The 23,678-nt window shown below is 68.7% G+C and carries 24 protein-coding genes; 4 read left to right on the forward strand and 20 right to left on the reverse strand.

The window, feature by feature from the left end:
* Positions 1–9 precede the first annotated feature (9 nt).
* From MNZ27_RS01070 to MNZ27_RS01085, 4 genes are all read right to left on the reverse strand, one after another.
* A complete protein-coding gene (locus MNZ27_RS01070; RefSeq protein WP_242392167.1) occupies positions 10–2,604 on the reverse strand; it encodes a TraG/VirB4 family ATPase in 2,595 nt (864 codons plus the stop codon).
* Positions 2,601–2,978, reverse strand: coding sequence for a hypothetical protein (locus tag MNZ27_RS01075; RefSeq protein WP_242392168.1), 378 nt, complete (start codon positions 2,976–2,978; stop codon positions 2,601–2,603). Before MNZ27_RS01075 ends, MNZ27_RS01070 begins: the two co-directional genes overlap by 4 nt.
* A gap of 11 nt (positions 2,979–2,989) precedes the next feature.
* The gene (locus MNZ27_RS01080) at positions 2,990–3,310 is read right to left on the reverse strand and encodes a hypothetical protein (RefSeq protein WP_242392169.1); all 321 of its coding nucleotides are present in this window, start codon (positions 3,308–3,310) and stop codon (positions 2,990–2,992) included.
* A gap of 477 nt (positions 3,311–3,787) precedes the next feature.
* Positions 3,788–4,207, reverse strand: a complete 420-nt coding sequence (locus MNZ27_RS01085; protein WP_242392170.1) for a hypothetical protein — start codon at positions 4,205–4,207, stop codon at positions 3,788–3,790.
* A gap of 557 nt (positions 4,208–4,764) precedes the next feature.
* On the opposite strand from MNZ27_RS01085, the gene MNZ27_RS01090 reads away from it, so the two are divergent.
* Positions 4,765–5,016 (forward strand): helix-turn-helix domain-containing protein, encoded by a 252-nt coding sequence (locus MNZ27_RS01090; RefSeq protein ID WP_242392171.1) that lies wholly within the window; start codon positions 4,765–4,767, stop codon positions 5,014–5,016.
* A gap of 99 nt (positions 5,017–5,115) precedes the next feature.
* Here the strand turns inward: MNZ27_RS01090 and MNZ27_RS01095 are convergent, their stop codons facing one another.
* Positions 5,116–5,400: a helix-turn-helix domain-containing protein gene (locus MNZ27_RS01095; protein ID WP_242392172.1), complete on the reverse strand. Its 285-nt coding sequence runs from the start codon at positions 5,398–5,400 to the stop codon at positions 5,116–5,118.
* 313 nt (positions 5,401–5,713) lie between these two features.
* On the opposite strand from MNZ27_RS01095, the gene MNZ27_RS01100 reads away from it, so the two are divergent.
* Positions 5,714–6,283, forward strand: coding sequence for a TIGR02265 family protein (locus MNZ27_RS01100; protein WP_242392173.1), 570 nt, complete (start codon positions 5,714–5,716; stop codon positions 6,281–6,283).
* Here the strand turns inward: MNZ27_RS01100 and MNZ27_RS24180 are convergent.
* Both MNZ27_RS24180 and MNZ27_RS01110 read right to left on the reverse strand, forming a co-directional pair.
* Positions 6,186–6,713: a transposase gene (locus tag MNZ27_RS24180; protein ID WP_408629668.1), complete on the reverse strand. Its 528-nt coding sequence runs from the start codon at positions 6,711–6,713 to the stop codon at positions 6,186–6,188. The two genes, MNZ27_RS01100 and MNZ27_RS24180, sit on opposite strands and share 98 nt — an antisense overlap.
* A gap of 435 nt (positions 6,714–7,148) precedes the next feature.
* A complete protein-coding gene (locus MNZ27_RS01110) occupies positions 7,149–7,493 on the reverse strand; it encodes a tyrosine-type recombinase/integrase (RefSeq protein WP_308197888.1) in 345 nt (114 codons plus the stop codon).
* A gap of 461 nt (positions 7,494–7,954) precedes the next feature.
* On the opposite strand from MNZ27_RS01110, the gene MNZ27_RS01115 reads away from it, so the two are divergent.
* Entirely contained in the window at positions 7,955–8,425 is a 471-nt protein-coding gene (locus tag MNZ27_RS01115) for a YajG family lipoprotein (RefSeq protein ID WP_242392175.1), read from the forward strand.
* A gap of 390 nt (positions 8,426–8,815) precedes the next feature.
* Here MNZ27_RS01115 and MNZ27_RS01120 read toward each other — a convergent pair whose 3' ends face one another.
* Positions 8,816–9,709 (reverse strand): alpha/beta hydrolase, encoded by an 894-nt coding sequence (locus tag MNZ27_RS01120; RefSeq protein ID WP_242392176.1) that lies wholly within the window; start codon positions 9,707–9,709, stop codon positions 8,816–8,818.
* A 455-nt stretch (positions 9,710–10,164) separates the two neighbouring features.
* A complete protein-coding gene (locus MNZ27_RS01125) occupies positions 10,165–10,413 on the reverse strand; it encodes a hypothetical protein (RefSeq protein WP_242392177.1) in 249 nt (82 codons plus the stop codon).
* 551 nt (positions 10,414–10,964) lie between these two features.
* On the opposite strand from MNZ27_RS01125, the gene MNZ27_RS23840 reads away from it, so the two are divergent.
* Positions 10,965–12,071, forward strand: a complete 1,107-nt coding sequence (locus MNZ27_RS23840; protein WP_242392178.1) for an esterase/lipase family protein — start codon at positions 10,965–10,967, stop codon at positions 12,069–12,071.
* Positions 12,072–12,086: 15 nt separating this feature from the next.
* On the opposite strand, the gene MNZ27_RS01135 is transcribed toward MNZ27_RS23840, so the two are convergent.
* The 11 genes from MNZ27_RS01135 to MNZ27_RS01185 are packed head-to-tail and all read right to left on the reverse strand — an operon-like array spanning position 12,087 to position 23,673.
* Positions 12,087–12,599 (reverse strand): hypothetical protein, encoded by a 513-nt coding sequence (locus tag MNZ27_RS01135; RefSeq protein WP_242392179.1) that lies wholly within the window; start codon positions 12,597–12,599, stop codon positions 12,087–12,089.
* Positions 12,596–14,713 carry an MMPL family transporter gene (locus tag MNZ27_RS01140; protein WP_242392180.1) on the reverse strand — a complete coding sequence of 706 codons (2,118 nt, stop codon included), beginning with the start codon at positions 14,711–14,713 and terminating at the stop codon, positions 12,596–12,598. Before MNZ27_RS01140 ends, MNZ27_RS01135 begins: the two co-directional genes overlap by 4 nt.
* Entirely contained in the window at positions 14,710–15,267 is a 558-nt protein-coding gene (locus MNZ27_RS01145) for a LolA family protein (RefSeq protein ID WP_242392181.1), read from the reverse strand. Before MNZ27_RS01145 ends, MNZ27_RS01140 begins: the two co-directional genes overlap by 4 nt.
* Positions 15,264–15,716 (reverse strand): acyl-CoA thioesterase, encoded by a 453-nt coding sequence (locus MNZ27_RS01150; RefSeq protein ID WP_242392182.1) that lies wholly within the window; start codon positions 15,714–15,716, stop codon positions 15,264–15,266. The genes MNZ27_RS01145 and MNZ27_RS01150 overlap by 4 nt, the downstream gene beginning before the upstream one ends.
* Entirely contained in the window at positions 15,713–17,272 is a 1,560-nt protein-coding gene (locus tag MNZ27_RS01155) for an HAL/PAL/TAL family ammonia-lyase (protein ID WP_242392183.1), read from the reverse strand. The genes MNZ27_RS01150 and MNZ27_RS01155 overlap by 4 nt, the downstream gene beginning before the upstream one ends.
* The gene (locus MNZ27_RS01160) at positions 17,269–18,174 is read right to left on the reverse strand and encodes an LpxL/LpxP family acyltransferase (protein ID WP_242392184.1); all 906 of its coding nucleotides are present in this window, start codon (positions 18,172–18,174) and stop codon (positions 17,269–17,271) included. Before MNZ27_RS01160 ends, MNZ27_RS01155 begins: the two co-directional genes overlap by 4 nt.
* Entirely contained in the window at positions 18,171–18,911 is a 741-nt protein-coding gene (locus tag MNZ27_RS01165) for a glycosyltransferase family 2 protein (protein ID WP_277957453.1), read from the reverse strand. Before MNZ27_RS01165 ends, MNZ27_RS01160 begins: the two co-directional genes overlap by 4 nt.
* Positions 18,908–20,593 (reverse strand): class I adenylate-forming enzyme family protein, encoded by a 1,686-nt coding sequence (locus MNZ27_RS01170; RefSeq protein WP_242392186.1) that lies wholly within the window; start codon positions 20,591–20,593, stop codon positions 18,908–18,910. Before MNZ27_RS01170 ends, MNZ27_RS01165 begins: the two co-directional genes overlap by 4 nt.
* Positions 20,590–22,044: a polysaccharide deacetylase family protein gene (locus MNZ27_RS01175; protein ID WP_242392187.1), complete on the reverse strand. Its 1,455-nt coding sequence runs from the start codon at positions 22,042–22,044 to the stop codon at positions 20,590–20,592. The genes MNZ27_RS01170 and MNZ27_RS01175 overlap by 4 nt, the downstream gene beginning before the upstream one ends.
* Positions 22,044–23,405 carry a B12-binding domain-containing radical SAM protein gene (locus MNZ27_RS01180; protein ID WP_242392188.1) on the reverse strand — a complete coding sequence of 454 codons (1,362 nt, stop codon included), beginning with the start codon at positions 23,403–23,405 and terminating at the stop codon, positions 22,044–22,046. Before MNZ27_RS01180 ends, MNZ27_RS01175 begins: the two co-directional genes overlap by 1 nt.
* A gap of 10 nt (positions 23,406–23,415) precedes the next feature.
* Positions 23,416–23,673 carry an acyl carrier protein gene (locus MNZ27_RS01185; protein ID WP_242392189.1) on the reverse strand — a complete coding sequence of 86 codons (258 nt, stop codon included), beginning with the start codon at positions 23,671–23,673 and terminating at the stop codon, positions 23,416–23,418.
* Between the last annotated feature and the right edge of the window lie 5 nt (positions 23,674–23,678).

A 23,678-nucleotide genomic window follows, 5' to 3' on the forward strand; every position in this document is an offset into this window, starting at 1 on the left:
CACCAGAACTCATGCAGCTGAACGAGACCGAACCCCCTGGCCCACGACGCCGTGCGGGTACAGCGCGGCAAGCTCCTCGAGCAGCCGCAGCCGATCGAGCATCGGGTTCTTCTTTTGGGCCCGTGTGAGGAGTTCCTTGTCCTGTGGGTCCGTCGTCAGAATCCAGTACGCGAGCGGATGCGGGGCGAGGCGGACGGTCGTGACCTCCTTCCCGTACATGAGGAGGAAGTCCGAGTAGTGGCCCGGCTTGCGCTCGAGACGCCGGAAGGCTTCGAGCGCGCCTTGAGAGAGGCCGAAGTAGCTCGCGACCTCCTCGTGCCCGCGGTTGTGCCAGAGGAAGATCTTGAGAGCGCTGTTCGCGATGATCGCGGGGCCAGCCTTCGCGTTGACGAAGTCTCGTAGCGCCTGGCTGATCATCCACATGGACACGTCGTACTTGCGCATCTTGCGGTAGCAGCCCGCCAGGAAGCGCTCGCCCACGTCGTCCTGGCCGAGGTGCTCGTGCCCCTCGTCCACCGCTACGATGGTGTGGGCGCGCCGGCTCGAGGCCCGGTTCGTCACCGCCTGGATGATGCAGGCCATGGCGAGCTGCTTCAGGACCGGATCCTGCGAGACGCGCTGGAGGTCGAAGGTGAGGAGCTTCGCGTCGAATCGCAGGCTCGATGGCCGGTTCACGAAATCGGCGTACATCCCGTCGGCGAACGGGCCGAGTTTGCGATAGACGCGGTCGGCGATCGCCCGGTCGTCGGCGTTCTCCCATGGGTAGCTCTTCAGCGCATCGCGGAAGTGGCCGAGAAGCGGACGCTCCGATGGGCGCTCGCGGAACTGGATTTCGTACGACCAGCGCACCGCCCGCGCGACGGCGTCGAACGTGACCTTGTCGAAGCCGGGCTGGCCCGGCTCGGTCGCGCACACCTGCAGGAACGCGACAACGTCCTGGAGCTCCTCGTTCGAGAACTCACCGCTCTCGGGGTCGAGCATCGCGGCGTACTCGACGAAGGGGCTCACCGAGGTCTTGATGTCGACCGGGATGTGGATTCCGCCGAGGAGCGCGGTCAGCGGTTCCCATGAGTTGCCGTTGTCGATGAGGATCGCCTCGTCGCCCGCAGCGAGCGCGTCGAGGACGAGGTTGCCGAAGGCGAACGACTTGCCGCTCCCGGTGTCGGCCACCACGAGGCCGTGGTGCGCTGTCGAGAGCCGCTTGTCTGCGAGATGAAGACGGAAGAAGTCGCCGCCCGGCGTCAGGAGGACGGAGGCGGCCTTCGCCGTCCCGTTCCACGCTGCGAACACGGGGAGGAAGTCCGCAGCGTTCCGGCTCGTGCAACCCTTCTTTCGGAGCTGGTACGGGCCCGCTCCGGGCAGCATGGAAAGGAAGGCGGGAATCTGCGTGACGTCCTCGACGAGCATCTCGGAGTTGCCGCACTGCGAGAAAGCCACGCGGGCGGCCTCCGTCTGTGCGTCGACCTCCTCGAGCGACTTGCCTTCGAGCAAGAGGCTCGCTGAAAGCGCCACGATCTTGGAGCTCAGGTTGTTGAGCTCCTCGAAGAGGCCGCGGATGCTCTCGCGTTTCGCGCGCTCGGCCTCGTCCTGGTCGACGCTCTCGTTCTGCAGGAACGGGAGCGCGTTCTTGATGTGCTTCACGAGGCTGTGTGAGCGGTCGAGCGCGAAGCGCGTCTTGCCCTGGTGCTTCACGTGCACCGTCACGGCGAGCGTGTACGGGAACGGAGCCTGCTCTCCGCCCGGATCGCGCGTCGCGAGGCGGAGCAGCGGATCCGCGGAGAAGTAGGAGGTACCCGCTTCCGGGAGCACCTTGAGCGTGCAGACCCGTCGAATGAGTGATCCGTGCCGGAACGTTCCCCGCCCGTCCTCCACGTCCTCGAAGCAGAGCTGTTCGGCCTCAGTGAGCTCGAGAACGTGGTTCCCGTACCGCCGGATCGTCTCCGGGCTCCACATCCGCTCTCGGACGGTTGCGTTCGGCGGCGCACCGCCAGCGCGGGCGCGGCCCGGGTTGAGGAGCTCGTAGTGGATGCGGCGTACGTCCGTGAGGTCAAGCTCTCGCGTCGAGATGCCGAGCTGCGCGAATCGTCCGGCGAGCCGGTCCCTCAGCTGGCCGAGCTTCTTCACTCGCGCCCGGTGCAACCCCTCCAAGAGCTTCGCCGGCGAGCGGGAGTAGAGCAGCTGCAGCCCAAGTTGCCCGCGCGCGAGCCCACCGCCCGTCGGCGAGGCCTCAGAGAAGAAGAGATACACGCGCGTACGCCGCACCCGCTGAGCGCGCAGCCACCGGGCGCGGCCAGCGACATACGCGCGCAGCGCGGGCTCCTCGGCTCGACAGGTCGCCTCGTATTCTCGGATGACCTGCTCGATGTTCGTGTCGACCCTGTAGACGAAGTGGAGGGTCGTCTCGTCCTCCAGGGACCCGACGAGGCTTCGAAGGCCCTCCCCGATGTTGAACGCTTGCTCGTCAGCGCTGAAGCGGACGTCGAGCGTCCCGAGTTCGAGCGCCCCGACGTAGTCGAGCGCGGGAGTGACGAGGACGGTGACGCTGTCCTCGCGCAGCGTCCTCCACAAGGGGACGAGGTCCGCGAGCGGAGTCTCTCGGATCACCGCCTCCCTCCCGTTCGCGAGCGGACGAGATCGAAGAGACGCGCGGCGAGGTCGTGGCCCTCGTAGCCGTACTCGCCATGAGGGAACTTCGGCGCCCGAGCGAGGCTGACCCGCGCCGCGGCGCTGAGTCGGCTGCCGCTCACGAGCTGGCGCACCTTGAACTGGAGGAAGTGCTGCACGAACCCCTCCGCGCGTCCGTAGTTCGCCGCCCGGACGAGGACGTACGCGGCCACGGCGATGCCGCTGCCGACGAAAGCGCCGGCGGCGATCATCCCGGCCCACCAGGCGGAGAGCACCACCGTGAATTCGGTGGGGAAGGCGAGGCCAAGAACCGTGTTCTTGGCCTCGAGGCTCCGGTACACCGGCGCGCGCACGGGCCGGCTCGTTAGCTGTTCTGGAGCGCGCTCATGATCGCGGGCGCGCCGCTGATGATCGCGAAGAGGAAGGCGCAGATGACCGCCGTCCAGATCGCGCCCTTCACGAGGTCGGGCTTGAACATGGCGGCGCCGACGCCGACCACGATCGCAAAGAGTCCGAGCGGCGCGATGATGAAGTTCCGGCCGTACTCGAGCAGCGTCTGACCTGGATACGCGAGCGCGAGCGACGGCACGACCAGGACGAAGACGGCGACGGCGGGTAACGCTGCGAGGGCGATGCGCGCCATCGAGAACTCGGGACGCGCGGAGAGACTGACATTCTGCTGCATGGGCTACCTCCTCGTGTTCTCGGCGGCCTGGATGCCGTCGAGTCGCTCTGGTGCGGCGCCCGGGACCTCGGGTCCCGGCTGGTCAAGGTCCCTACGCTGCCGGTCAGGTAGCGCAGCCTCGACGGCGCGCTCGAACTCGGCCTGAACGGAGCGAAAGCGGTCCCGCAGCTGGGCGACGTACCCCCGAGCTGCGTGGATTCGCGGCCGCTCGAGGGCGAGCAGGGCGACGAACACAACCATCGCTGCTCCAGCCCAGACGAGCGGCAGATGATGGGAGGACCAGGCCAGGACGCTGCCCGCTCCAGCGCCATGAAGCGCGCCGTAGAGCGCTGCGAGTCCTGGGTACGCGACAGAGACGAGGACAATTACGAGGAAGTGGCGCACGGAACGAGGTAGCAGACGAAGCCGCTCTCTCGCCGTGAGCTCAGGCCATGTGGGCCGCTTCCTGTCCAGACTGCATCACCTCCGGAGCCCCCGCTACGTCCGGCCTGCGCCAGATTTCGCGCCGGGAGCTCCGCTCTTGTCGAACCCCGGTCCGTTCTTCATGACCGCTTCGCTGCGCATGTAGACGACGTGCTGGAAGTACTCGAGGCGGCTCAGTTTCAGAGCCTTGCGGTCGGCTTCGAGCCGCTCCACGAGCACGACAGGCAGGTTGAAGTAGGTGCGGAACGCGTCGAGGATCGTGTTCACCATCCTCGTCAGGTTGAGCGCCCTCTCGCCGGGCTCCGGGAGTTCCTTCTCGGAGACCCCAGCGGCCAGCGCGCGTGCGCGCGCCTCCTCCTGAATGAAGATCGCGAGCTCCATCGGCATCCGAACGCTGAGCACGGCCTTCTCACCCGTGCGCGGCGTGCTCTCTCCAGTGCGGCGCGGCTCGCCGCCCTTGTCCTTGGAAGGCATGTAGCATCCTTTTGACTGTTGATCTACAGGCAACTAGTAATCACTCGTCCTGCCGATCCATCAGATCGAAGTCAGGCGTCATTCCAACCGCATCTAAGCTGATTCGAAACCACATGTGGACCCGACACGAGCCCCGCGCGTTTTGGCGGCCAGATGGCGACGCTTCGGTGATTCGATCTCTAGCATAAGTGCCTGAAAACCGGTCGCTCTGAGGGCCTGGGTTCCGGGCCGAGCGCTGCCGACCACCACCACCCGCCCGGCGGCACTCGGCTCCCATTCGGAGCGACTGGCGCGGATACCGGCTCGTATCGCGTCCTGCGGCGACGAGATCGCGCTAGCGCCGCAGCTGGCAGCATGATGAGCGGCGCACGGCGCAGGAGGTGCCGGTCGCGAATCGCAGCCGTCGTCGATCTGTGGGAGCTGGGAGGCCCCCGCCTCGACCATCGCGGTTGTTAGCCGCTCGCCGGTCCGAGTGGTGTTCGGACGGTGCGTGTCCTACACCCTGGCGCACTATCAGGCATTCACCAAGCGGCGAACGATCGCGCTATCATGCGCCCATGACACTCGCGGACATCGTCGCTCACAATCTCCGGGTCTTGCGCATCGCCGCGGGCGTGCCGCAACAGGTCCTCGCAAGCCGAGCTGGCGTCAGCGTCAGCTATATCTCGATGCTGGAACGCGGCCAGCGGATTCCGCCGCTCGCCACGCTTGAGAGCGTCGCCAGAGCCCTCAAGGTAGACCCTCTCTCGCTCATACAGGAGAAGGCTCTCGGGGCATCTCGTCCTCGGAAACGCGGACGGCGCGGGTAGGGCGACGCGGCACGCCTCACACGCGGCGACAGCGAGTACTCGACCCACCCGCCTGCACCATCGCGACGCTCACGTGTGGACCGGTTGCTGCCCGCGTGCCTACGCGTTCCGGCGCAGTCGGCGTTTCCGTGGGCGGCCGGGCTTGGCCGGCCGCAGTGTCGCCTTCCTCAGCAGAACAGCCGGCGCAACGCTCAAGGCGTTCGCGAGCCTACGAAGCGTGTCCAGCGTGCTGTTCGTCTTGCCTCGCTCGATCTTCCCGATGTACTGCACGGTGAAGCCCGTCACCGACGCGAAGTCCTCCTGAGTGACATTCCGGGCGGCGCGCAGCCGGCGCAAGTTCGCTCCAACATACGCTTGGATCTCGGCCAGCGAGAGCTCCGGCATTGAAGCCCGGTAGCCCGCGTGCTGCCGCAAAAACAGTGCAGTCTAGTGCTGGGTTTATGATCACCCTCGCGTCCCGCCTGCGATGGATCGCCCCAGTTGCGGGCAGGGCCGTTCACGGTTAGGAAATATGACGGGTTTCAGTTCGGGAGCCGCCGGATCAGCGGCTCGGTCGCTCCAACCGGTTCCGTAGGTATGGCTCTACCCAGTTGGAATTGACAGTGAGTGTTGCTATATGCGGTGCCGTCAACACGGGCTGGGGGGTCCGCGCGTGCTTAACCTGGATTCCGAATCGCAGGTCTTAGGCGAGCTTCTCTTGGCCCGCCTGAAGTATCTTCGCAGCAAGGGAGGCGAAGGCCCCCTGGAGCACGTTCTCGCGCAGCTCCCGCCGGCTGACGCGGTCACGCTGCGCAGGCCGATTCGGCGAGACTGCTGGTATCCGCTCAGCCTTCAACTCCGGCTAGACGACGCGATCGCCTCTGTCGTATCGCCTGGCGAGCGTTCAGACGCCTTCATCGAGGTGGGCCGCGCCTACGCCGACGCGATACTCGATCGAACCCAGCGGCAGAACGTGACGAGTACCGCGCCGAAGCTCTTCCTGGAATCGTTGCCACGCCTGTACCGGGCCTACCACACGGCGGGGCACCGCGAGTACGAGCCTGTCGGCCAAAACGCAGGCATCATCCGTACGTTCGATGCGAACTGGCGCGTCCCCATGGATCACTGCTGGACGGTGGTGGGATGCCTGCAGCGCGGCCTCGAGCTGTCCGGCGCCGATACCGTGCTCGTCACGGAGACGTCTTGCCGCGCCGTTGGCGCTTCTTGCTGCGAGTACCGGTGCGAGTGGCATGGCGCGGAGGCGACGACCGTAGGGGCGAACTGCTGACGCGGTGCCGCGCCAGCGGCGGATGTCGGTAGTGCCACGCTGCCTCGACCAGAATCCGCCTCGCGTGAGAGTTCCCAGTCTTCGTGATGCCGCCACGTCGCTCTGTGGCGCCACTGGAGTGCTCGCTTGGTATCAGCCCGAGGTACGCCATCAGCTCGCGCGGTCGGCTGAATCGCCGGAAGTCCTGGCTCTCGGTGATGAGCACCATGGCCGAAAGCACCGCGATCCCGCGCAGCGAGCACAGCTTCGCTACGGTCTCTGCGTATTCCGGCTGGGTGCGATCGACACGATCTCCTTCTCGAGGTGCATCTGTGACGCCTCCTGGTGGTCCACCGCGGCGAGGTAGTGATCGACGTCGCCTTCTCGGCAGCGTGCTCGAAGGTCTGCGAGATGAGCCAGTTCCGGTGACGTACCGTCCAGTTCTTCCCATCTCGGAATACGCGCCCGTGGCGAAGGAGGAACTTGCTCATGCGATTTCGAGCAGCGACGAGGTCCTTCCTCACGTCCTCTCTCGCACGGACCAAGTCGCGGACCAGCCTCATCCTTCGGGGTTGGAACGTGGATCGGCGTGAACTCGCGCGCCCGGTCGAGCCTGGCGAGCTTCACGGCATGTCGAGGAGGAGGGTGTCCCCCTTCACGCGCGGCCGAGCTTTCGTAGGACCCACGCGAGCCGGTTGGTCATCGGGATGACCCGGCCGCGCCCGCTCTTGGCGACTCCACCACGTCTCGCCAGACCTGCCGGTCGATGTGGAACTGGTTCGTGACCCACATCACGCCGTAGGGGGGGGCAGGGCGCGGATCTCGCCGGAGCGGAGTCCAGCGTCGCCGCCGAGGAGGACGACGGCGGCCACCCGGATGTCGAGCTTCAGGGCGGACTCGATGAGTCGGGCGTACTCCTCCTCCGTGTAGAACGGCGGAGTCTTGGAGGTATCGACCTTGAGAGTCCGAAGGTCCCGAGCGGTAGCTCCTCGATGACCCGGAGCGACTTCGCCGTCCGCACCATGTTCGACAGGATGGCGAGGGCGTTGTTGACGTACTTCTCCGACCGCTCCTCCATGGCCTCCTTGAGGAGGTCTACTGCGGCCACGTCGATCTCATCCAAGCGGTACGTGCCGAGCAGCGGGATGATCCAGTTCCGGAGGATGCCCTCGCGCTGATATTCGGTGCTCGCCTTCAGGCGCTGATTCTTCTTGTGGCGGGTGCCTCGAATTCAGCCAACGTCGGGGCCCTCACCTCCTTACCCGTGTCCGGCTTCGCTTCACCAGCGGGCAAGATGTGGCGGTAGCGCTCGTTCGCCCACGCGAGAGCTCTCGGCTCCGTGAGCTTGCCGGGCAGCGGCATCTGCCGCTTCTCCCGGTACTGCTTCCCGGACGGCCACCTGAAGCGGACGTCGTACATCCAGCCGCCCTTCGAACAGCGAACACATCGAGTCAGGCTGCGGGGCCGTACGCGGGAAACGTCTTGACACCCTCCGCTCGGTTCGGGAACGTGGCGCGCAGCGTGACGCAGACTACCGTCTGTTGCGCTTGGGAAACGAGGCATGCCATGCAGGCTCGACGCGGCACAATTTGGTGGGGAATCGTAGCAGGTGTGCTGTTTACGGGATGTGCCGGCGCTCGTACCGAGCACAGCGGTGTCCCGCTCGTATGGCTCGCGGATCAGGAATCGCCGGTGGCCACTAAGACGAGCCTCGCCCCGCACCATTTCAAGGTTGCATTGTTCGTGGACCGCCGCGCAGAACCACATGTGATCGGCGTCAACGTAAAGCGGCCCGACCATCCGTTGCAGGTCACGACAAATGATGACGTCGCTGTGTGGGCGACTGAGCGCTTTATCCACGTGCTGCGTAGGCAGGGGATGGACCTCGTCGATAAGGGCGCGACGGTGACGCTCGAGGTCGAGATCCTAAAACTCCAGGTCGTCGAGGCGGGCCTCTTCAATGGCGATGTCGAGTTCGCCGTCGTCGCGAAGGATGCGAGCGGAGCGACGCTGTGGCGCGGCGCGCTCTCCGGGAGATCCAAGCGCTGGGGCAGGACGAACAACCTCCAGAACTACTACGAGGCGCTCACCAACGCTTTCGAGAGCGCGGCTCGAGGGCTGGTTTCAAATCCCGAGTTCGTTGGCTCGCTGCGTCGTTCCTAACGCGTCTGGCCGAGTTCGGAGAACCGCGGCATGGTCGAGTTATAGCGCTAATCTGCAGTCCGCACGCGACGCGCTGGCGAACACGAGCGTGGAACTGACGGCTTGGACATGGTCCCTGACTCGAGGCACTGTCCGGCGGCGAAATTGAAGGATCTCCGGCGGCTTCCGATACCGGATGTTGCGGATTCCATCCCAGACTTCGCAACAGCGCTTGTCGTTTCCCCGGGCGGATCGCGGTCTCAATCGCGGCTCGTTGCAGGAGCGCAGGTTGTCGCGTGCACGATCGAATTTCGCTGTGAGTGAGCCGGCGAGGGCTCACCATACACGGCGGTACGCGGCGGCCCGCGACAACGTCACGAGCCGATGGCGCACCTTCGAATGTCGCCGCCCTCAATGGTTCCCTGCAGTTGCTGCATCCACCACTCGTTGCGCCTGAAGCCAGCTCCAGACGTGGTCCCAGGCTCGGTCGTGTGCGAGTACGTCAGTGTGGCCGGCGCCTTCAATGATGACGAGCTCGCGCGGGCCACTAAGGGCAGCGTAGATCTTCCGGGAGTGTTCGGGAGCAGTGAAATCGTCGTTGGCACCGTGGAGAAGCAAGACGGGAGCCTTGATGCGCCGGGCCGCTTCGACGGTGTTGACGTCCTCGACTCGGAAACCGATCCGCGTCTCGGCGTTATGGAGCGTACCCCGGACGAGCGGCGTGGGGATGAACCACGGGACCTGATCGCGCACGATCTGCTCGATCGTTGTGAAGCTCGAGACCGCGACGACACCCACGATGCGCTGATCCTCAGCTGCAGCCTGCAACGCTACCGCTGCGCCAAGCGAGACACCAACCACCACCACCTCAACTGAACCCAAATAATCAATCGCTCGCGAGAGATCACGCTTCTCGAAGTATCCGAAGGTAGAGTACTTGCCCGATGAATCTCCATGCGCGCGGAGGTCGTAGGCGAGCACGTCATACCCGCGCGGCACAAAGCGAGCTGCAACTGGCAATACGTTGTAGCGGTTCTGATTACGGCCGTGCAAAACAATTACGGTGCCGCGTCGAGGCCCCACGGCGTGGAACAGCCACCCGCGCATCACCACGCCTTCGCCTGGGACGGAACATTCTTCGTACGATAGCTGCGGTCGGGCATAAACGGGGTTGTGTTGCGTCTCGAAGATCAGGCGAGCGCCGATTCCGGCGGGGAGACATCCGGCCTGTGCGAACAGGGCAACGAGAAGGGATGTGAGCCCGACTTGGCGCGAGACGCGAGGCGCACCGGAAACCTGTGGCATCAAGGCGTAGTTAGTGGGTCAGGCTCGATAGAGTCCTAGTCGACGTGGGGCCTATCCCCCGGAGGCGAGAGGTTCTAGCGGGGCCGCTGGCTTAGGCCAGTCTCGCCACTTCGATGAATCCTTCCATCATCGCCGCTAGTTGGCTGAGGGCCGGGGTGTGCATCCAAAAGGGTTACTCCTCGCGTCTTCGCGTGGACGCAGAGAGGGCACTTTCCCGTGGCGCATCAACCTCGTCCGCAGCTGCGGCAGCGCGTAGATGTCACCGGCGCAGTCCTCAGGGGCCTTCGGTTTCGTCCGGCCGAGGGAGCGTGGGCGGACCGCCTGCGCTGCCCCAACCGCCGGCCGAGGATGCAGCGCGGGCGCGGCGCCGCGGCTCAGCGCGATTTCGCGTCGGCGTGGCCTCATGGCGGGGTCATCGCGTCGAGGCCGACGCGTCGGCGGACGGCGCGCGCGCCTCAGTCCCTAACGGCGTCGCGGACCACGTGCCCGACCTCCTTCACGGTGTCTCGCACGCCGTGGCCGATCGCCTTGGTCGCATCGCGGGTGGCGTGGCCGATGGTCCGCGTCGTCTTCTTCGCCGCGCGGCCCAGGTCGCGCGCCGCGTCCTTGGTCTCGCTGCGCGGGGGCGCGGCGTCGCCCGCGAGGGCGACGATTGGAACCCCGACCATCGCGGCGACGAGGAGCGCGGCAAGCGAGGTGCGCATCGATCCTCCAGGCGAGCCGCCGGACGGCAGCGGCACAAGGTGCTGCGAACTCGCCGCCTTTCAAGTCGGAACGCGGCACCCCGCAGGGTCGAGCGCCGAACGCGTGCTCGACCACGAAGCGAGCGCTCGCCACCGGATTCTACCCGATCCGGACGGGCCGCTCGCGGGAGCGTGGGCCGCGGCCGTGGGGAAGTGTGCGAGGTGGCACGACGCTGGCCACACCGGGCACCGGTCCTCTCGCGGAGCGCGGGTGCGCCCGGTGACCGCAGTTCGACGTCGGATGGAGTCGCGTCCCGTATCGATGGTACTGTCGCGCTGGTCCGGCCGCGGATCGCGCAATTGCTCCGAGGGCGGAGCCAGCGCCGCATGGCAGTTCCCGCCGCGTTCGAGCCTGGAGCGATACGTTGAACCGCATCATCGGTGTCGTCAGCATCTCGCTGCTCTGTGGCGCCTGCGCGCTCCGCATAATCGCCGATGACCTCGGCGCGCTCGAGCGCGGCACGATCTCGGGAACCCTGCGCGTTCCGACGGACGGATGGGCAAGGTCGACCGTGTTCCTCATCCGCGAGGACGTCGGCGAGGACTCGGTCGTCGCATCCTGGTCGACGTTCCGCCCTGGCACGTTCTCCTTCTTCGTCGACCCGGGGACGTACTACTTGGCGGCCCTCGCGGCGGCCCCGGTGGACCCGCATCACGCGGAGCGGCCGGTCGCGTGGTACGGCGAGCCGACGGCCCTGCGGATCGGCCGCGGCGAGAGCGCGACAGGGATCGACGTCGACTATCGCCCCGGGCGGCGCTCGTCGCGAGACGCCGCTCGGCTCGAGCAGGTGCTGCGCGGCCCGAGTGTCCGGTTCGCGCTGACGGCGCGACGGGTGGGAGAGCTGGCGTCGCTCGACGACGAGCGGTTTTCTCCGCACGCCGGGCAGGTCGGGCTATGGAACCCCGGGCTGTTCGCCGAGCAATACGGGTGGGGGCTGTACTTCCTCGAGCCCTACGATCCGCGCAGGATGCCGGTCGTCCTCATCCACGGCGCAGGCGGCTATGCGCGGGAGTGGGCGCGGGTCGTGTCGCAGATCGACCGTTCCCGGTTCCAGGTCTGGGCTTTCCAATATCCCTCCGGGGCGCGGCTGCAGCTCGCGGTCGACACGCTCGGCGACATGCTCGAGGAGCTCGAGGCGCGGCATCACTACGGCCGACTCGCGATCGTCGCGCACAGCGTCGGCGGTCTCCTGGCGAGGGCGGCAGTGGGGCAGCCGTCGGCGCTGTCGTGGGCGCGGCGCGTGTGCCTCCTCGTCACGATATCCACGCCGTGGCGAGGACAGGCCATGGCGAGGCTCGGCGTGGATCACGCGCCATTCGTCGTCGGCTCGTGGATCGACATCGCGCCCGGCTCGGAGTTCCTGCGCTCCGTCCGCAGTGGGGCTCTGCCCGTCGGCACCCGCTACGACCTGCTGTTCGGTTACCGCGGCGGCGGGTCGATTGTCGCCCCGGGCAGTTCCGACCGGAAGGTGACAGTGCAGAGCATGCTCGACCCCGCCGCCCAGGAGGAGGCGACGAAGGTCTACGGCTTCGACGAGGACCACGAGGGGATCCTGACGAGCGAGGACGTCACGCACACGCTGCGCAGGCTCCTCGACGGCGCAACCTCGCCGCGGTGACCTCTGCGGGTACGCTCAGGGCCCGCCGCACAGTACCTCGACCGTGCGCACGCTGACCTGCGGCCCGGCCCCGAACCGCGGCGAAACGAGGATCACGCCGGGGAACTGGCACGGCGCGTCGCCCGGCAGCTGTTCAAGCCGGCTCCGCACGGCCCCCACCGACGCCTCAGCCGCACCTGCCACCGGGAGCGGGTAGCGCGTCTCGTAGACGAGCACCAGCAGCTCGACGAGGCGCTTCCCGTCGCCGGGGCGGACGCGCTCGACATGGCGGACCTCGGTAGCCACCCCGCCGTGCGAGGACGACGTCAGCAGCGGGAATGAGAACACTGGGTCGAAGAGGGTGAGGTCGAAGTCGTCCCCGCGCCTACGAAGACTGGCGACGAGCTCCTGGGTCCGGCCCTCGAGCGTGACGGTCACCGCCTGTGTTGCGTCGAAGGACGGAGGGAACTCGTACGAGCGCCGCTCGCCGCGTGGAATGGCGGCGCACGCTGCGCCGAGCACCAGGGCGGCGGCAATCCTCGCGCTCACGCCTGGCCCTCGCGGCCGGGCGGGAGCCGGAGGAAGAGCGCGAACGGCAGCGCCAGCCCGCAGCCTAGCGTGACGACCGCGCCGAGGTCGCGCAACACGGGGTGGCGGGCGACGAGCAGCACCCCGAAGCTCGCGAGCGTGCAGAGCCCGGTCAGGAGCACCTTCGAGAGCTCCACCTCGCCGTGGTCCGTGGATACGGCTACGGCGGTGTAGTCGGTCGCGAGCGCGATGATGAGCGAGGCGCCCATCACGTGGACGATCGTGACCGTCGTCCCGGTGAAGCGCGCGTATGCACAGAACGCGAACGTGGAGAGGAAGAGCGGCGCGAAAACGTACAGCACGCGCAGGGCGCTCCGCTGCAGCCATGCGAGGTACACCGCCATCGCCGCGAGGCCGGCGAGGAACAGCCACCCGAGCTCGCGGGAGTATGATGAAAGCAGCGTATCGTAGTAGTGCCGGGGGCTGAGCTGAATGGCGTCCGGCGGAGCGGTGGCGCCCTTCCGCAACCCGGCGAACACCCAGCGCCGGCCCGAGACCTCGTCCATCCATCGCACGGGCCCGATCGCTCCGACGGCGCGCAGGTAGTCCCACCCGTCCTGCACTCTAGCCTGGTCGGCGATGGGGACGGCGGGATCGAGACGGAGCCCGCCGTCCTCAAGCAGCGCCCGGAAGCGCGCCGCTGCGGCGGGGTACGTCCGGCGCAGCACGGCGAGCGTCTCCTCCTGCTCGGCCACGCCGCGGAAGGCGAACAGCGGGTGAGCGCGGAGATCCACGACCCCTGCCGCCGCGAGCGGCGCGAGCGCCTCCTCCGGCGACCCGCGCGCCTCGACGGCGACGACGTTCTCGAGCGATAAGGCGTCGAGCCGGCGCGAGAAGTGCTCGACCTGTGCGTCGAGCATCGGGGTGCTGTACCGGAACGCGTCGATGTGCGTTTCGAGGCGCGGCGGGCCGATGACCACGACCCCCACGACCGACGCGATACATACGGCTACGACGGCCGCGGGGCGCAGGGTGAGCTTGGGCCAGGAGAACCCGCGAAAGCGCGCGTCCCGCAAGGTCGGGCGGTAGGCGTACAGGTACGCGAGAAAGCCAGCCATTCCGCCGAGCGACGCGAGGGCCATCTGGCGCACCATGACCGACCGGCCGAGCAGCAAGACGACGAATCCGATGAACGTCGTCCCGATCGCGGACCAGATCGCGAGCACGGAGCGGTCGCGTCGCGCGAGGTCCACGCCGGCGAGGTGCACAAGCGACTCATTGTTGAACCCGACAAACGTGGAGGTGTACGCGAGCACGACCGCGTAGATCTCGCCGTAGAACATTCGGATCGCGAGCACACCGGTGAGATACGAGACGACCGAGCCCAAAAAAAGAAGACCGAGTAGCACCCAGCGGGCGGTCAGGGCGAAGAAGACGAGGAGCGTGAGGACGAGACTCAGCGTGGAGCACACGACGATGTCGTGCTTGACCGCCCGGTAGTTCTCGAGCGCGAAGAAGTCGCCGCCTATGAAGTGCACGCGCGGCGAAAGCGACGCCAGCACGTCGTACACCTGCCCCACCTTCTCGTAATCGAGGGGCTTCGGGCTCAAGTAGACGTGCAGCGCGCCCGAGGCTGGCCCGTCGTTCGCGCCGCCTCCCGCGAGGCGGCCAAGCAGCGTCGTTCCCATCCCAAGCGGATCCGCCTGCACGGCGCCCATGTAGGCGTCGCCGCCGGGCAGCGTCGCAACCGCGAGCACCTGCTGGGCCCGCGCTCGCAGCGCGTCGTCAGCGGTCAGGCGGCGTGCATCCTCGGCCGGGAGCAGCGTCGCGAGCGCGAGCAGCTGCTTCGGCGACGGCGGTTCTAAGAACGGCACCTCTTCGTAGCCGCCCGCGCGGAGCGCCGTCGCGAGCGTACCGCGCTCGCCTTCGCTGAGGTCGCTGCTCTCAACGAAGACCTTGCCGCGGAACGCGCTCTTCTCCTGGTAATGCTCGAACAGCGCGGCGCGGATTCCGTCCGGGTGGGTGAGTGAGCGGATCGGGTCGTCCTCGAGCACGATGCCGCGCGCGAGCCAGGCCAGCACGCCGGTGATCGCTAGAAGTAGGGCCTCGCGCCTGAACCGGACGAGCCATCTCACCGGTCACGCTCTATGCGCGAGAAGGTGAGGCGCGTCCGCTCCGTCGCGGAGTCGAGCTCGACGTTCCTCAGCTCGAGGGCGTCGTCGAACTCCAGCCGAACCTCCCGGAACAGCTGTACGTCCGAACCGGGTCGGGGTTTCGCGACGAGTCGTCCGGGCGCGTAACACAGCTCGAAGTCGCGCTCGATCCCCGGCAGGTCCACCGCGAAGAGCGCGCGGATGAACCGGATGATCGCGGCGAACCGCGGGTCGTTCGTGACGGGCCCCATGTCTCGAGGCCGCCCGTCGGGGCCGGTCACGGTCATCCCGGCGTCGCTGACCACCACGGTCGACCGGACCGGAGTGAGCGTCTCCCACACGACCCGGCCCGGGACGTATTGGAGCCGGATGCGGCTCTCCAGCGGCCGCGCCCAGTACTTGCCCTCCTTGACCTGCACCACGTCCGCGCGAAGCGAACGTACGCCGGCGTAGTGGGCGCGGAGCGCGTCCGAGCTCAGGCTCAGCGGCACCGGCGCGCCGGCCGTGAGCACGAGCGATAGCAGCGCGGTGATCACGGCCGTCCCTCCCGTGCTGACGTCATCGCGCGCTGCAGTCGATCGACGATCGGCGGCGGCGTCTCGTAACAGAGCGTGCCGTCCGCGCGCGTCGTGATGAGCAGGGTCATCCCCCGCGCAGCGCGGCAGCCCTGCGTCGCGTTGTGGACGTCGTACTGGATCCGGATGCGGTTCTCGATCTCGGTGACCCAGGACGAGACGCGACAGCGATCGCCGTAGCGCAGCGCGAATACGTGCCGGAGGTGCGTCTCGGCGACCATAAACCGGTACCCGAGTTCGATCAGATCGGGCGCATCGAGCCGGAGCTTCCGCAAGAGCACTGTCCGGCCGAGTTCGAGGTACTTGCAGTAGTGCCCATGCCAAACGACCTGCAGGGCGTCCACGTCGTGGAACGGGATCTCCAGCTCGATCGCGATCGCCGACGGAGGGGGGGCGACGTATAGGCTCACGGCTCCTCCGGCGATCCCAGCTGCAGCTCGCAGCCGAGCATGTGTCGGACGACGGCCTCGATGTCGACGTCTTGGCGGCGATCGGCGGTGTTCATCGGGACCGTGCGGCGGACCTCGGCGAGTACCTCGCGAGTACGCGGACGGCATGTCTCCGGGGTGCGCAGGTCCGCCGCCTGGCACACGGCGAGGAGCGCTATCGCGGTGACACGTTCGGTGAGTTCGAGGACGCGCAGCGCGTCGCGCGACGCGATCGTACCCATCGAGACCTTGTCCTGGTTGTGACACTCAGTCGAGCGGCTGAACACGCTCGCCGGCATCGTCAGCTTGAGTGCCTCCGCGGTCAGAGCGGACGCGGAGATCTGCATCGCCTTGAAGCCGTGGTGGGCGACGCGGTCGGCCGTCGTGCGCGCAACGAGGTTCGAGGGGAGCCCTTGGCTCGTGGTCTCGTTGCAGAGCAGCGCGAGCTGCCGATCGAGCAGGTCGGCCACGTTCGCGACGGCCGTCTTGAGCCCGTCCATCGCGAACGCGATGTGACCGCCATAGAAGTTCCCGCCGTGAAGAACGTCACCGGTCTCCGGGTCAATGAGCGGGTTGTCGTTCGCGCCGTTCACCTCGATCTCGATCATCCTTCGGTATGAGGGGAGCGCGTCGAGCAGGACACCGATTACGTGGGGCGCGCAGCGGATAGAGTAGCGATCCTGAACGCGGGCCGGGCGCCGGCCGTTGGGCGCATCCGGCTCGAGGTGCTCGCGGATCCAGCGCGCGCACAGTGCCTGCCCGGGGTGCGGCTTGGCGTCAAATATCCTCCGGTCGAAGTGACCCGGGTCCCCGTGCATGACGTCGCTCGCGATGGCGGTGATCGTCGACGCGGCGCGTGCGAGAAGCCGCGCGCGCTCGAAAGCCAGGCACGCGAGCGCCGTCATGACGCTCGTGCCGTTCATCAGCGCCAGACTCTCCTTCGGCCGGAGCTGGAGAGGTGACAGTCGCGCGCGCGCCAGTGCTTCAGCGGCGGGTAATGTCTCACCGTTGTAGCGCGCCTGGCGCTCACCGATGACGAGCGCAGCCAGGTACGAGAGGGGGGTGAGATCGCCGCTCGCGCCGACCGACCCCTCCTCGGGGATCACCGGCAGCACCCGTTTCGCCAGCAGCGCGCACAGGAACTCCACGAGTTCCTGCCGGACCCCGGAGTGGCCGCGCGCGAGCGTGGAGAGCCGGACGGCGATAACGGCGGCGGCGGCCCCGTCGTCGAGCGTCCGGCCGGTGCCGCATCCGTGAAACCGTACGAGGTTGCGGGGCAGCTCGAGCGCGTGCTCACCGGGAACGCCCGTCTGGCAGGACTCTCCGAACCCAGTCGTCACTCCGTAGATCGTCTCGCCGCGCTCGAAGCGGCGATCCAGCGCCGCCACGGACGCCCGGATCCGGCCGATCACGGCGGGCGAAGTGTCCAACACGGGGTGTGCTGATCCGCGCGCGAGCGCGACAACGTCCTCGATGGTGAGCGGTCGCTCTCCGATCGAAACGGCCGTCTCGGGTGTGGCGCGCGCGTCAGCTTTCATGGCGTGGTCCAGAAGTCATAGAAGTTGAACCAATTGAAGGGCGCGGCCCGGCAATGGTGCTCAAGGCGTGCCGCGAAGCGGGCGGCGAGACCCTTCAGCACATCCTCGCGGCCGGCCCGCGGTAACTCGATCCGCTCGGCGAAAGGCTCGCATCGCAGCTCATACCGATTCGGCTCGCGGTACAGGCCGAACGCGAGGTACACGGGGCAGCGAAGGACCGACGCGAGCAGGTATGGGCCCGTGGGAAAAGGGGCCTCGCCGCCAAGGAACGGGACCATGACAGCCTTGCCGTCATGGCCCACTCGGTCGCCCATCGTGCCCACCATCTCACCCGCCGCAATCCGGTCTTCCACCTCGAGAATGAAAGTCGGATCGTGTGGCCGGATCTCGATAAGCCGCGCGTCGACACTCGGGTTGAGCCTGCGTAGCGCTGCGTTGAGCCTTTCCGCGTTCCGAAAGTAACCGAGCACGCTGATCGGCAGCGCCTGAACGACGGACACGCTCCGCATCACCTCGAAGCTGCCTAGGTGGGCGAGAATGAGTACCGCGCCGCGCCGGGCGTCCGTCAACGAGCGCAGGTGCTCGTAGCCATGGCACGTAATCTCGAAGGGACGGTAGTCGCCGCGCACCATGAAGAGCCGGTCGAGGGTAACCTGCGCGAAGGCAAAGACATGGCGATAGACGTCGCGAAATGTGGCCTGGCCTTGGACGCGCACGAGATAGGCGTGTGACGCCCGACGAACGGAAGCGTGCACGACCACATACCAGGCGACCACGAACCGCAGGAAGACGCGAGCCATTCGGCGGCCCAGGAGCGTGCCGATGAAAACAAGGAATGCGATCCCGAGCGTTCCGCCCTTCTCGGTGATCCTTCGCCACGGGGGCAGCACCTCGACATTCACTCCCGCCTCCGCAGCCGGCGAAGCGTGAGTACTCTGAAGACAGCGGTGATAAAGAGCCGCGCGTGGCAGAGGCTTATGAGGACGTTGTCCCGGAACATGCGGAAGTGGGATACGCCGCCTTCCGCCGGCGAGAGATAGCGGACGCGGGTCCGGAGGTTCACCACCCGACACCCGTTCCAAATCATCCGGACCGCGATCTCGGGGTCAAACTCCATCCGGTTTGCTCTCGCGTTGGCGCGCAGCGCGGCGTCCAGTGGGTACACGCGGAAGCCGCAGAGCGGGTCCTCGATGACGCGCCCGCCGGTCTCGAGATCCGTCCAGAAGCGGCTGATGAGGCGCCCGCGAAGCCGTCCCGCAGGAGCGGTCTCGTCGAACACCGGGACGCCGAGCACTAGCGCGTCGGGCTGCTCGCTCGCTGCGACGAGGAACCGCGGGATCTCCGTCACGTCATGCTGCCCGTCTGCGTCGATCTGGAACGCGTGCGTGAACCCGAGCTCTCGCGCGACGCGGAACCCCACCTTCACGGCCCCGCCCTTGCCGAGGTTCTGCTCGAGGCGGTGCACGTGGGCTCGCCCCGTGGCCGCGAGTGCCTCCACGGCCCGTCGGCCGGCATCGGCACTGCCGTCGTCCACGACGAGGACCTCCGCGAGATGTTCCCGGATGCGATCCACGACCGGCCCGATGGTGAGCGGGTTATCGTAGGTCGGGACGAGCGCGCAGAAACGGAGAGCGATCATGCGGTAGGCCGTTGAGCGCGGAAGTGGAGAGTGCCCGAAGCGCACGGCCCACTGGGACTCGCGATTGTGAACTCCACCGCGGGAGCGGCGGGGGCGCGCGTCAGCGTGAGGACGATCCGGGTCCCTGGGCCGATGATCCTGCTGAACTTCAGGCGCAGGATCCTCTGGAGTGCGTCGAGATCCGGCCACAGGCGCCGCGCCTGCCGGAGCACGAGGAGCTTGAGCTGCACGATCCCCGCAAGAACCGGCTGCGCGTCGAAGTGACCCTCGAAGAAGACCAGCTCGAGCGGGACCGTCAGCTCGAGCCTGCGCACCTCGCGGCCGCGGTCGTCGGTGTGCGCCGCCTCGGCGTCCACCTCGAACCCGCTGATCTCCGCCCGCCGTTCGAACAGCGCGAGCAGGCGCGCTCGCGGCAGCTTCCCGGACCCGTCGCGCGGCAGCGCCGCGACGAGCCGGAGCTGCCGTGGCACCGCGACCGGGTCGAGCCAGCGGGTGAGGACTGACCGCAGGCGTCCGGCGCTCCAGCCCGGCGCCACCGCGGCGGCCCAGACCTCCTGACCGCGCGCCCCGTCGCCGTCCCGCGCCAGCGCCGCGGCGTCGCGCACGCCGGGGACGGAGAGAAGCCGCTCCTCCACCTCGCGCAACGAGACGCGCTTCCCGCCCACCTTGACGATCCCGTCACGTCGCCCAAGCAGTTCGAACGCCCCGTCGCCGCGCAGCGCCACGCGATCCGCGCAGGTGAGGGGCCGCGGCGCCTTGGCCTGTAGGAGCGGCGAGTCGAGGAGCAGCGCGCCATCCTCGCCGGCCGAGACGGTCACCCCGGGAAAGGGGCGCCACGGCTCGTCCGGGCCACCGCGCCACGCTATGCCGCCCGTCTCCGACGAGCCGAACACCTCGACCGTGTCCCAGCGCAGCCGGCCGCGGAGGGCGCGAGCCGTTTCCGCCGGGAGCGGCGCGCCGGACGAGAAGACGCGCACGAAGGCGGGGAGCGCCTCTGCCCTCGCCAGGACCTGGAGGTGGGCGGGCACGCTCACGAAGTGGGTCGCCCCTGCGCGCAGGGCGGCCTCTGCGACCGCTTCGGCGTGGAGCGGAGTCTCGCGGACGAACGCCGCGCCGGCGCGAAGCGGCAGGAGGACGCCGAAGAGCAGACCGTAGATGTGGTGCGGCGGCACGCTAGCCAGCACCCGGGCGCTGGAGCCGACGGCGAAGGTGAGGGCGAGCGTCTCAGCCTCCCCGAGCAGCTGCGCGGCCGACTTCCGGCACCGCTGGTGTGGCCCCGCCGACCCGGACGTCATGAGCACTGCCAGCGCGCGCCGCGCGTCGAGCGCAGCTGGCACCGCCGGGCCGGGTGGTCCTTGCACCGCCTGACGCAGGTCGAGGTCACCGGCGCCGCGGTCGTCGGCGAAGGCGCGGACGAGCGGGCCGGAAGCGAGCTCCGCGAGTACCTCCGGCTGTCCGTTCGGAGGCAGCAGCACGGCGTGGCCGGCCGTCCACGCGCCGAGCAGCCCGGCCGCGAAGAGATAGCGGTCTTCGCAGACGAGGAGGACCTCCCCTGGCTCGCGGCGCGCGAGCGCCGCGGCGACGCGGCTGGCGTCGGTCAGCAGCTCGGCGGCGGTGCGGGCGCCTGCGGCGCCGAGCGCGACCGGGTGCTCCGGCGCGTGGGTGGTGACGGGGAGCATCATGGCGCGCCGCCCGCTTTCAGCGCGCGTGCCAGGACGCGGTCGATTGGGTGCCGGCCGAAGCGGCCGAAGCGCGCCTTGCGCACGACATACTCTGCCGCAAAGAGAGCGCCGACGAGTCCGTAGGAGAGGGCGCCGGTGTAGAATGCCCACCAGCTGCGCGGCGCGAACAGCGCGAGCGCCGCCGCCGTCGCGCCGTTCGCGGCGAAGAAGGTCACCCAAACCCAGGTCACGGTGCGGCAGTACCGGATCTCGTCGGGGCGGAGATCCGGCACCTGCATCCGGGCGAAGCGCTCGACCATGGGGACTGGCGTGCGCAGCGTCCAGGCGAAATGCCCGAGCAGTACTGCGTTGACGGCCGTCGGATACAAGAGCATGAGCCGGCTGTCGTCGAGCACCACGGCGCCGGCGAGGAGGAGGGCGGCCGACGCAAGCGTCCCGCCGCCGAGCGCGCGCAGGCGACCTGCGACCGCGAGGAGGAGGACGAGCATGAGCGCCGCGGCGCGCCGCGGTCCGAGCCGAGGGACCCCCACCGCGACCAGGACTGGGTACGAGACAGCGAAGATCGCTCGGGCGACGCCGGCCAGCGCCGCTCGGCGCTCGTGCGTCGCCGCCGCCGCTCCGCCGGGCGCGGCGTCCTGCGGTGCCGAGGCGGGCGCGCACATCGTGGGCCGGCCGACGAATCGGGAGAGCGGCACGACGGCGAGGCCCCTCGCCCGCAGGCCCGCCAGGATCGCCTCCACCTCGCCCAGCCAGGCCTCCACCGCCACGTCCGGGGGGAGCAGGTCGTGGAGGAGAATCACGTCGCCTGGGCGCACCCGGCGCAGCACGCGCTGGCGGAGGTGGGCGAAGCGCCGGTTGCCGAAGTCTAGCGGCCGACAGCTGAACAGGACGCACGTGAGCCCCAGCGCCCGGAGCGCCGTGCCGAGGTAGGGGTTCGTGATCCCGACCGGCGGCCGGAAGGCGAGCGGCACCACGCCGGCGGCCTCTGCCACGGCCTGCTGGCCGCGGACGATCTCGTGGCGGATGCGGCGCGCGCTGCGCAGCATCAGCAGCGGATCATGCGACCAAGTGTGGTTTCCGACCTCGTGGCCGGCGCGGACGACGGCGCGCACGGCGTCGGGTGCGGCGGCGGCGCGCCGGCCCACCACGAAGAAGGTCGCCGGAACGCCCTCGCGGGCGAGCAGCGCGAGCAGCGGACCGACGGTCCGCGCGTCCGGACCGTCGTCGAAGGTGAGCGCCACCTCGCGACGGGACCGCGGGCCGTGGAGGATGCTCGGGAGGAAGAACTGCAAGGACGGAAAGAACGGCGCGGCCGCACAAGCGGCGACGAACGCGGCTAGCGGCAGCGCTGCCGCGCCCGGGGCGCGCGCGGCGAGGAGCGCCGCCAGCGCGAAGGCGATCGCGCCGGTGAGATGCGCGCGGGACGGGCAGCGGTGAAGAGCGCGCGTCATCACGCGACGAGCTTCTCCCAGAGCGGGCCGGTGTGCCCGTGCTCATACATGCGCTGGAGCGCGGCGGCGCGCTCCGAGCCGCTGCCCACGATCCAGCCCCGCCGCCCCGCGGCTCGCCGCGCGACGCGCTCGGCGATCGCGGCGAGCGAGATGGCCGCGGGCTCATAGAACACGGGCGCGAGCAGGTTCTGCCCGGGCGCGATCTGCCCGGCGGCGCGCGCCAGGACCGCCAGCTCTGTCCCGGGGTGGATGCGCATGCCGCAGAAGAAGAAGAGCGCCGCGGCATCGAGGTGCTCGGCAGCATCGAGCGTCTCGTCGACGGTGGCGGCGGTCTCGCCGGGGCCGCCGAGCAGCAGGAAGTGGGCCACGTGGAGCCCGGCGCGCCGCGCCGCTTCGTGTGCGGCGAGGACGTGCTCCGGGCGGAAGGCCTTGCGCAGCCTCCGCAACATAGCTTGCGAGAGCGATTCCGTCCCGAACTCGACGTGCGTGCAGCCCGCCTCCGCCATGCGGTCGTAGAAACCGGGCGGCGGCGCGAGCGGCGCGAAATAGGCCGACCACGGTATGCCGAGGCGCGCCCGCCGGAAGGCGTCGGCCACGGCCAGGGCGTGCGCCGGGTCGCCGTTGAAGACCGAGTCGGTGATGAACAGGTAGCGCGCGCCCGCCGCCTCGAGGTGTTTCGCCTCGGCGGCTGCGGCGTCGGCCGGCGTTGCGCGCGAGGCCCGGCCATCGATGAGCGGGTAGGAGCAGTATACGCACTGAAAAGCGCAGCCGCGCCGTGTCTGGAGGTTCAGGATCCCGCCGCGCTGCAGGTAGAAGTCTAGCGCGGGGTTTCCGCCGGCTGGGGCACGCGGCGCGCGCGCGCCGCCCTCGACCGGTCGTGGGGGCGGCGGGGGGCGCCCGGGGAGCGCAACCCCAGGTAAGCGCTCGGCGCTCGCGCCACGGGCGATGGCGTCGAACAGCGCGCGCGCTCGCTCGCCCTCGCCGACCAGCCCATAGTCGGGCCGGAGCGCCTCCATCAGCTCAGCCGCGTACAGTGTGAACCCGGATCCGCCCAGGACGACGGGCGCCGCGGTCGCGCTGCGGACGGCCGCCACCGCATGCCGCAAGTCGTCGAGGAACGCGCCCACGCTCAGCTGGTCCTCGTTGTCGACGTTCCGGATCGACAGCCCGACCGCGCCCGGCTGGAGCTCGCGCACGGCGCGCGCGAGCGCTGGCCCGATCTCGGCCGGGTCGAGCGGGCACAGATCGAGGATCCGCACCTCGTGCGGCGGCGAGATGGCGCCAGCCACGTGGTCGACGCCGAGCGGGTACACGGGGTAAGGGAAGCGCACCCGGTTCAACGACACGAGCAGGATGCGCATCCGCGGCGGCTCACGGCTGCGTAACGCCGGCCACGTGGCGCTGCACGAGCATGACGACGTCTCCGATGGTTCGGACGTCCTTGATGCCCGATTCCGCGGATAGCTTCTTGCCCGTCACCCGCTGCAGCTCGACGACCAGGTCGATCGCGTCGATGCTGGTGATGCCGAGGTCCTGGAAGCGGGACTCCCGCGTGATCTGGCTGCGATCCAGATCGAATAGATCCGACATCACCTGGGCGATCTTCTCGAAGATGGCGCTCTCGTCCATGCCCT

This window comes from Anaeromyxobacter oryzisoli (assembly GCF_022690765.1).
GTDB lineage: Bacteria > Myxococcota > Myxococcia > Myxococcales > Anaeromyxobacteraceae > Anaeromyxobacter > Anaeromyxobacter oryzisoli.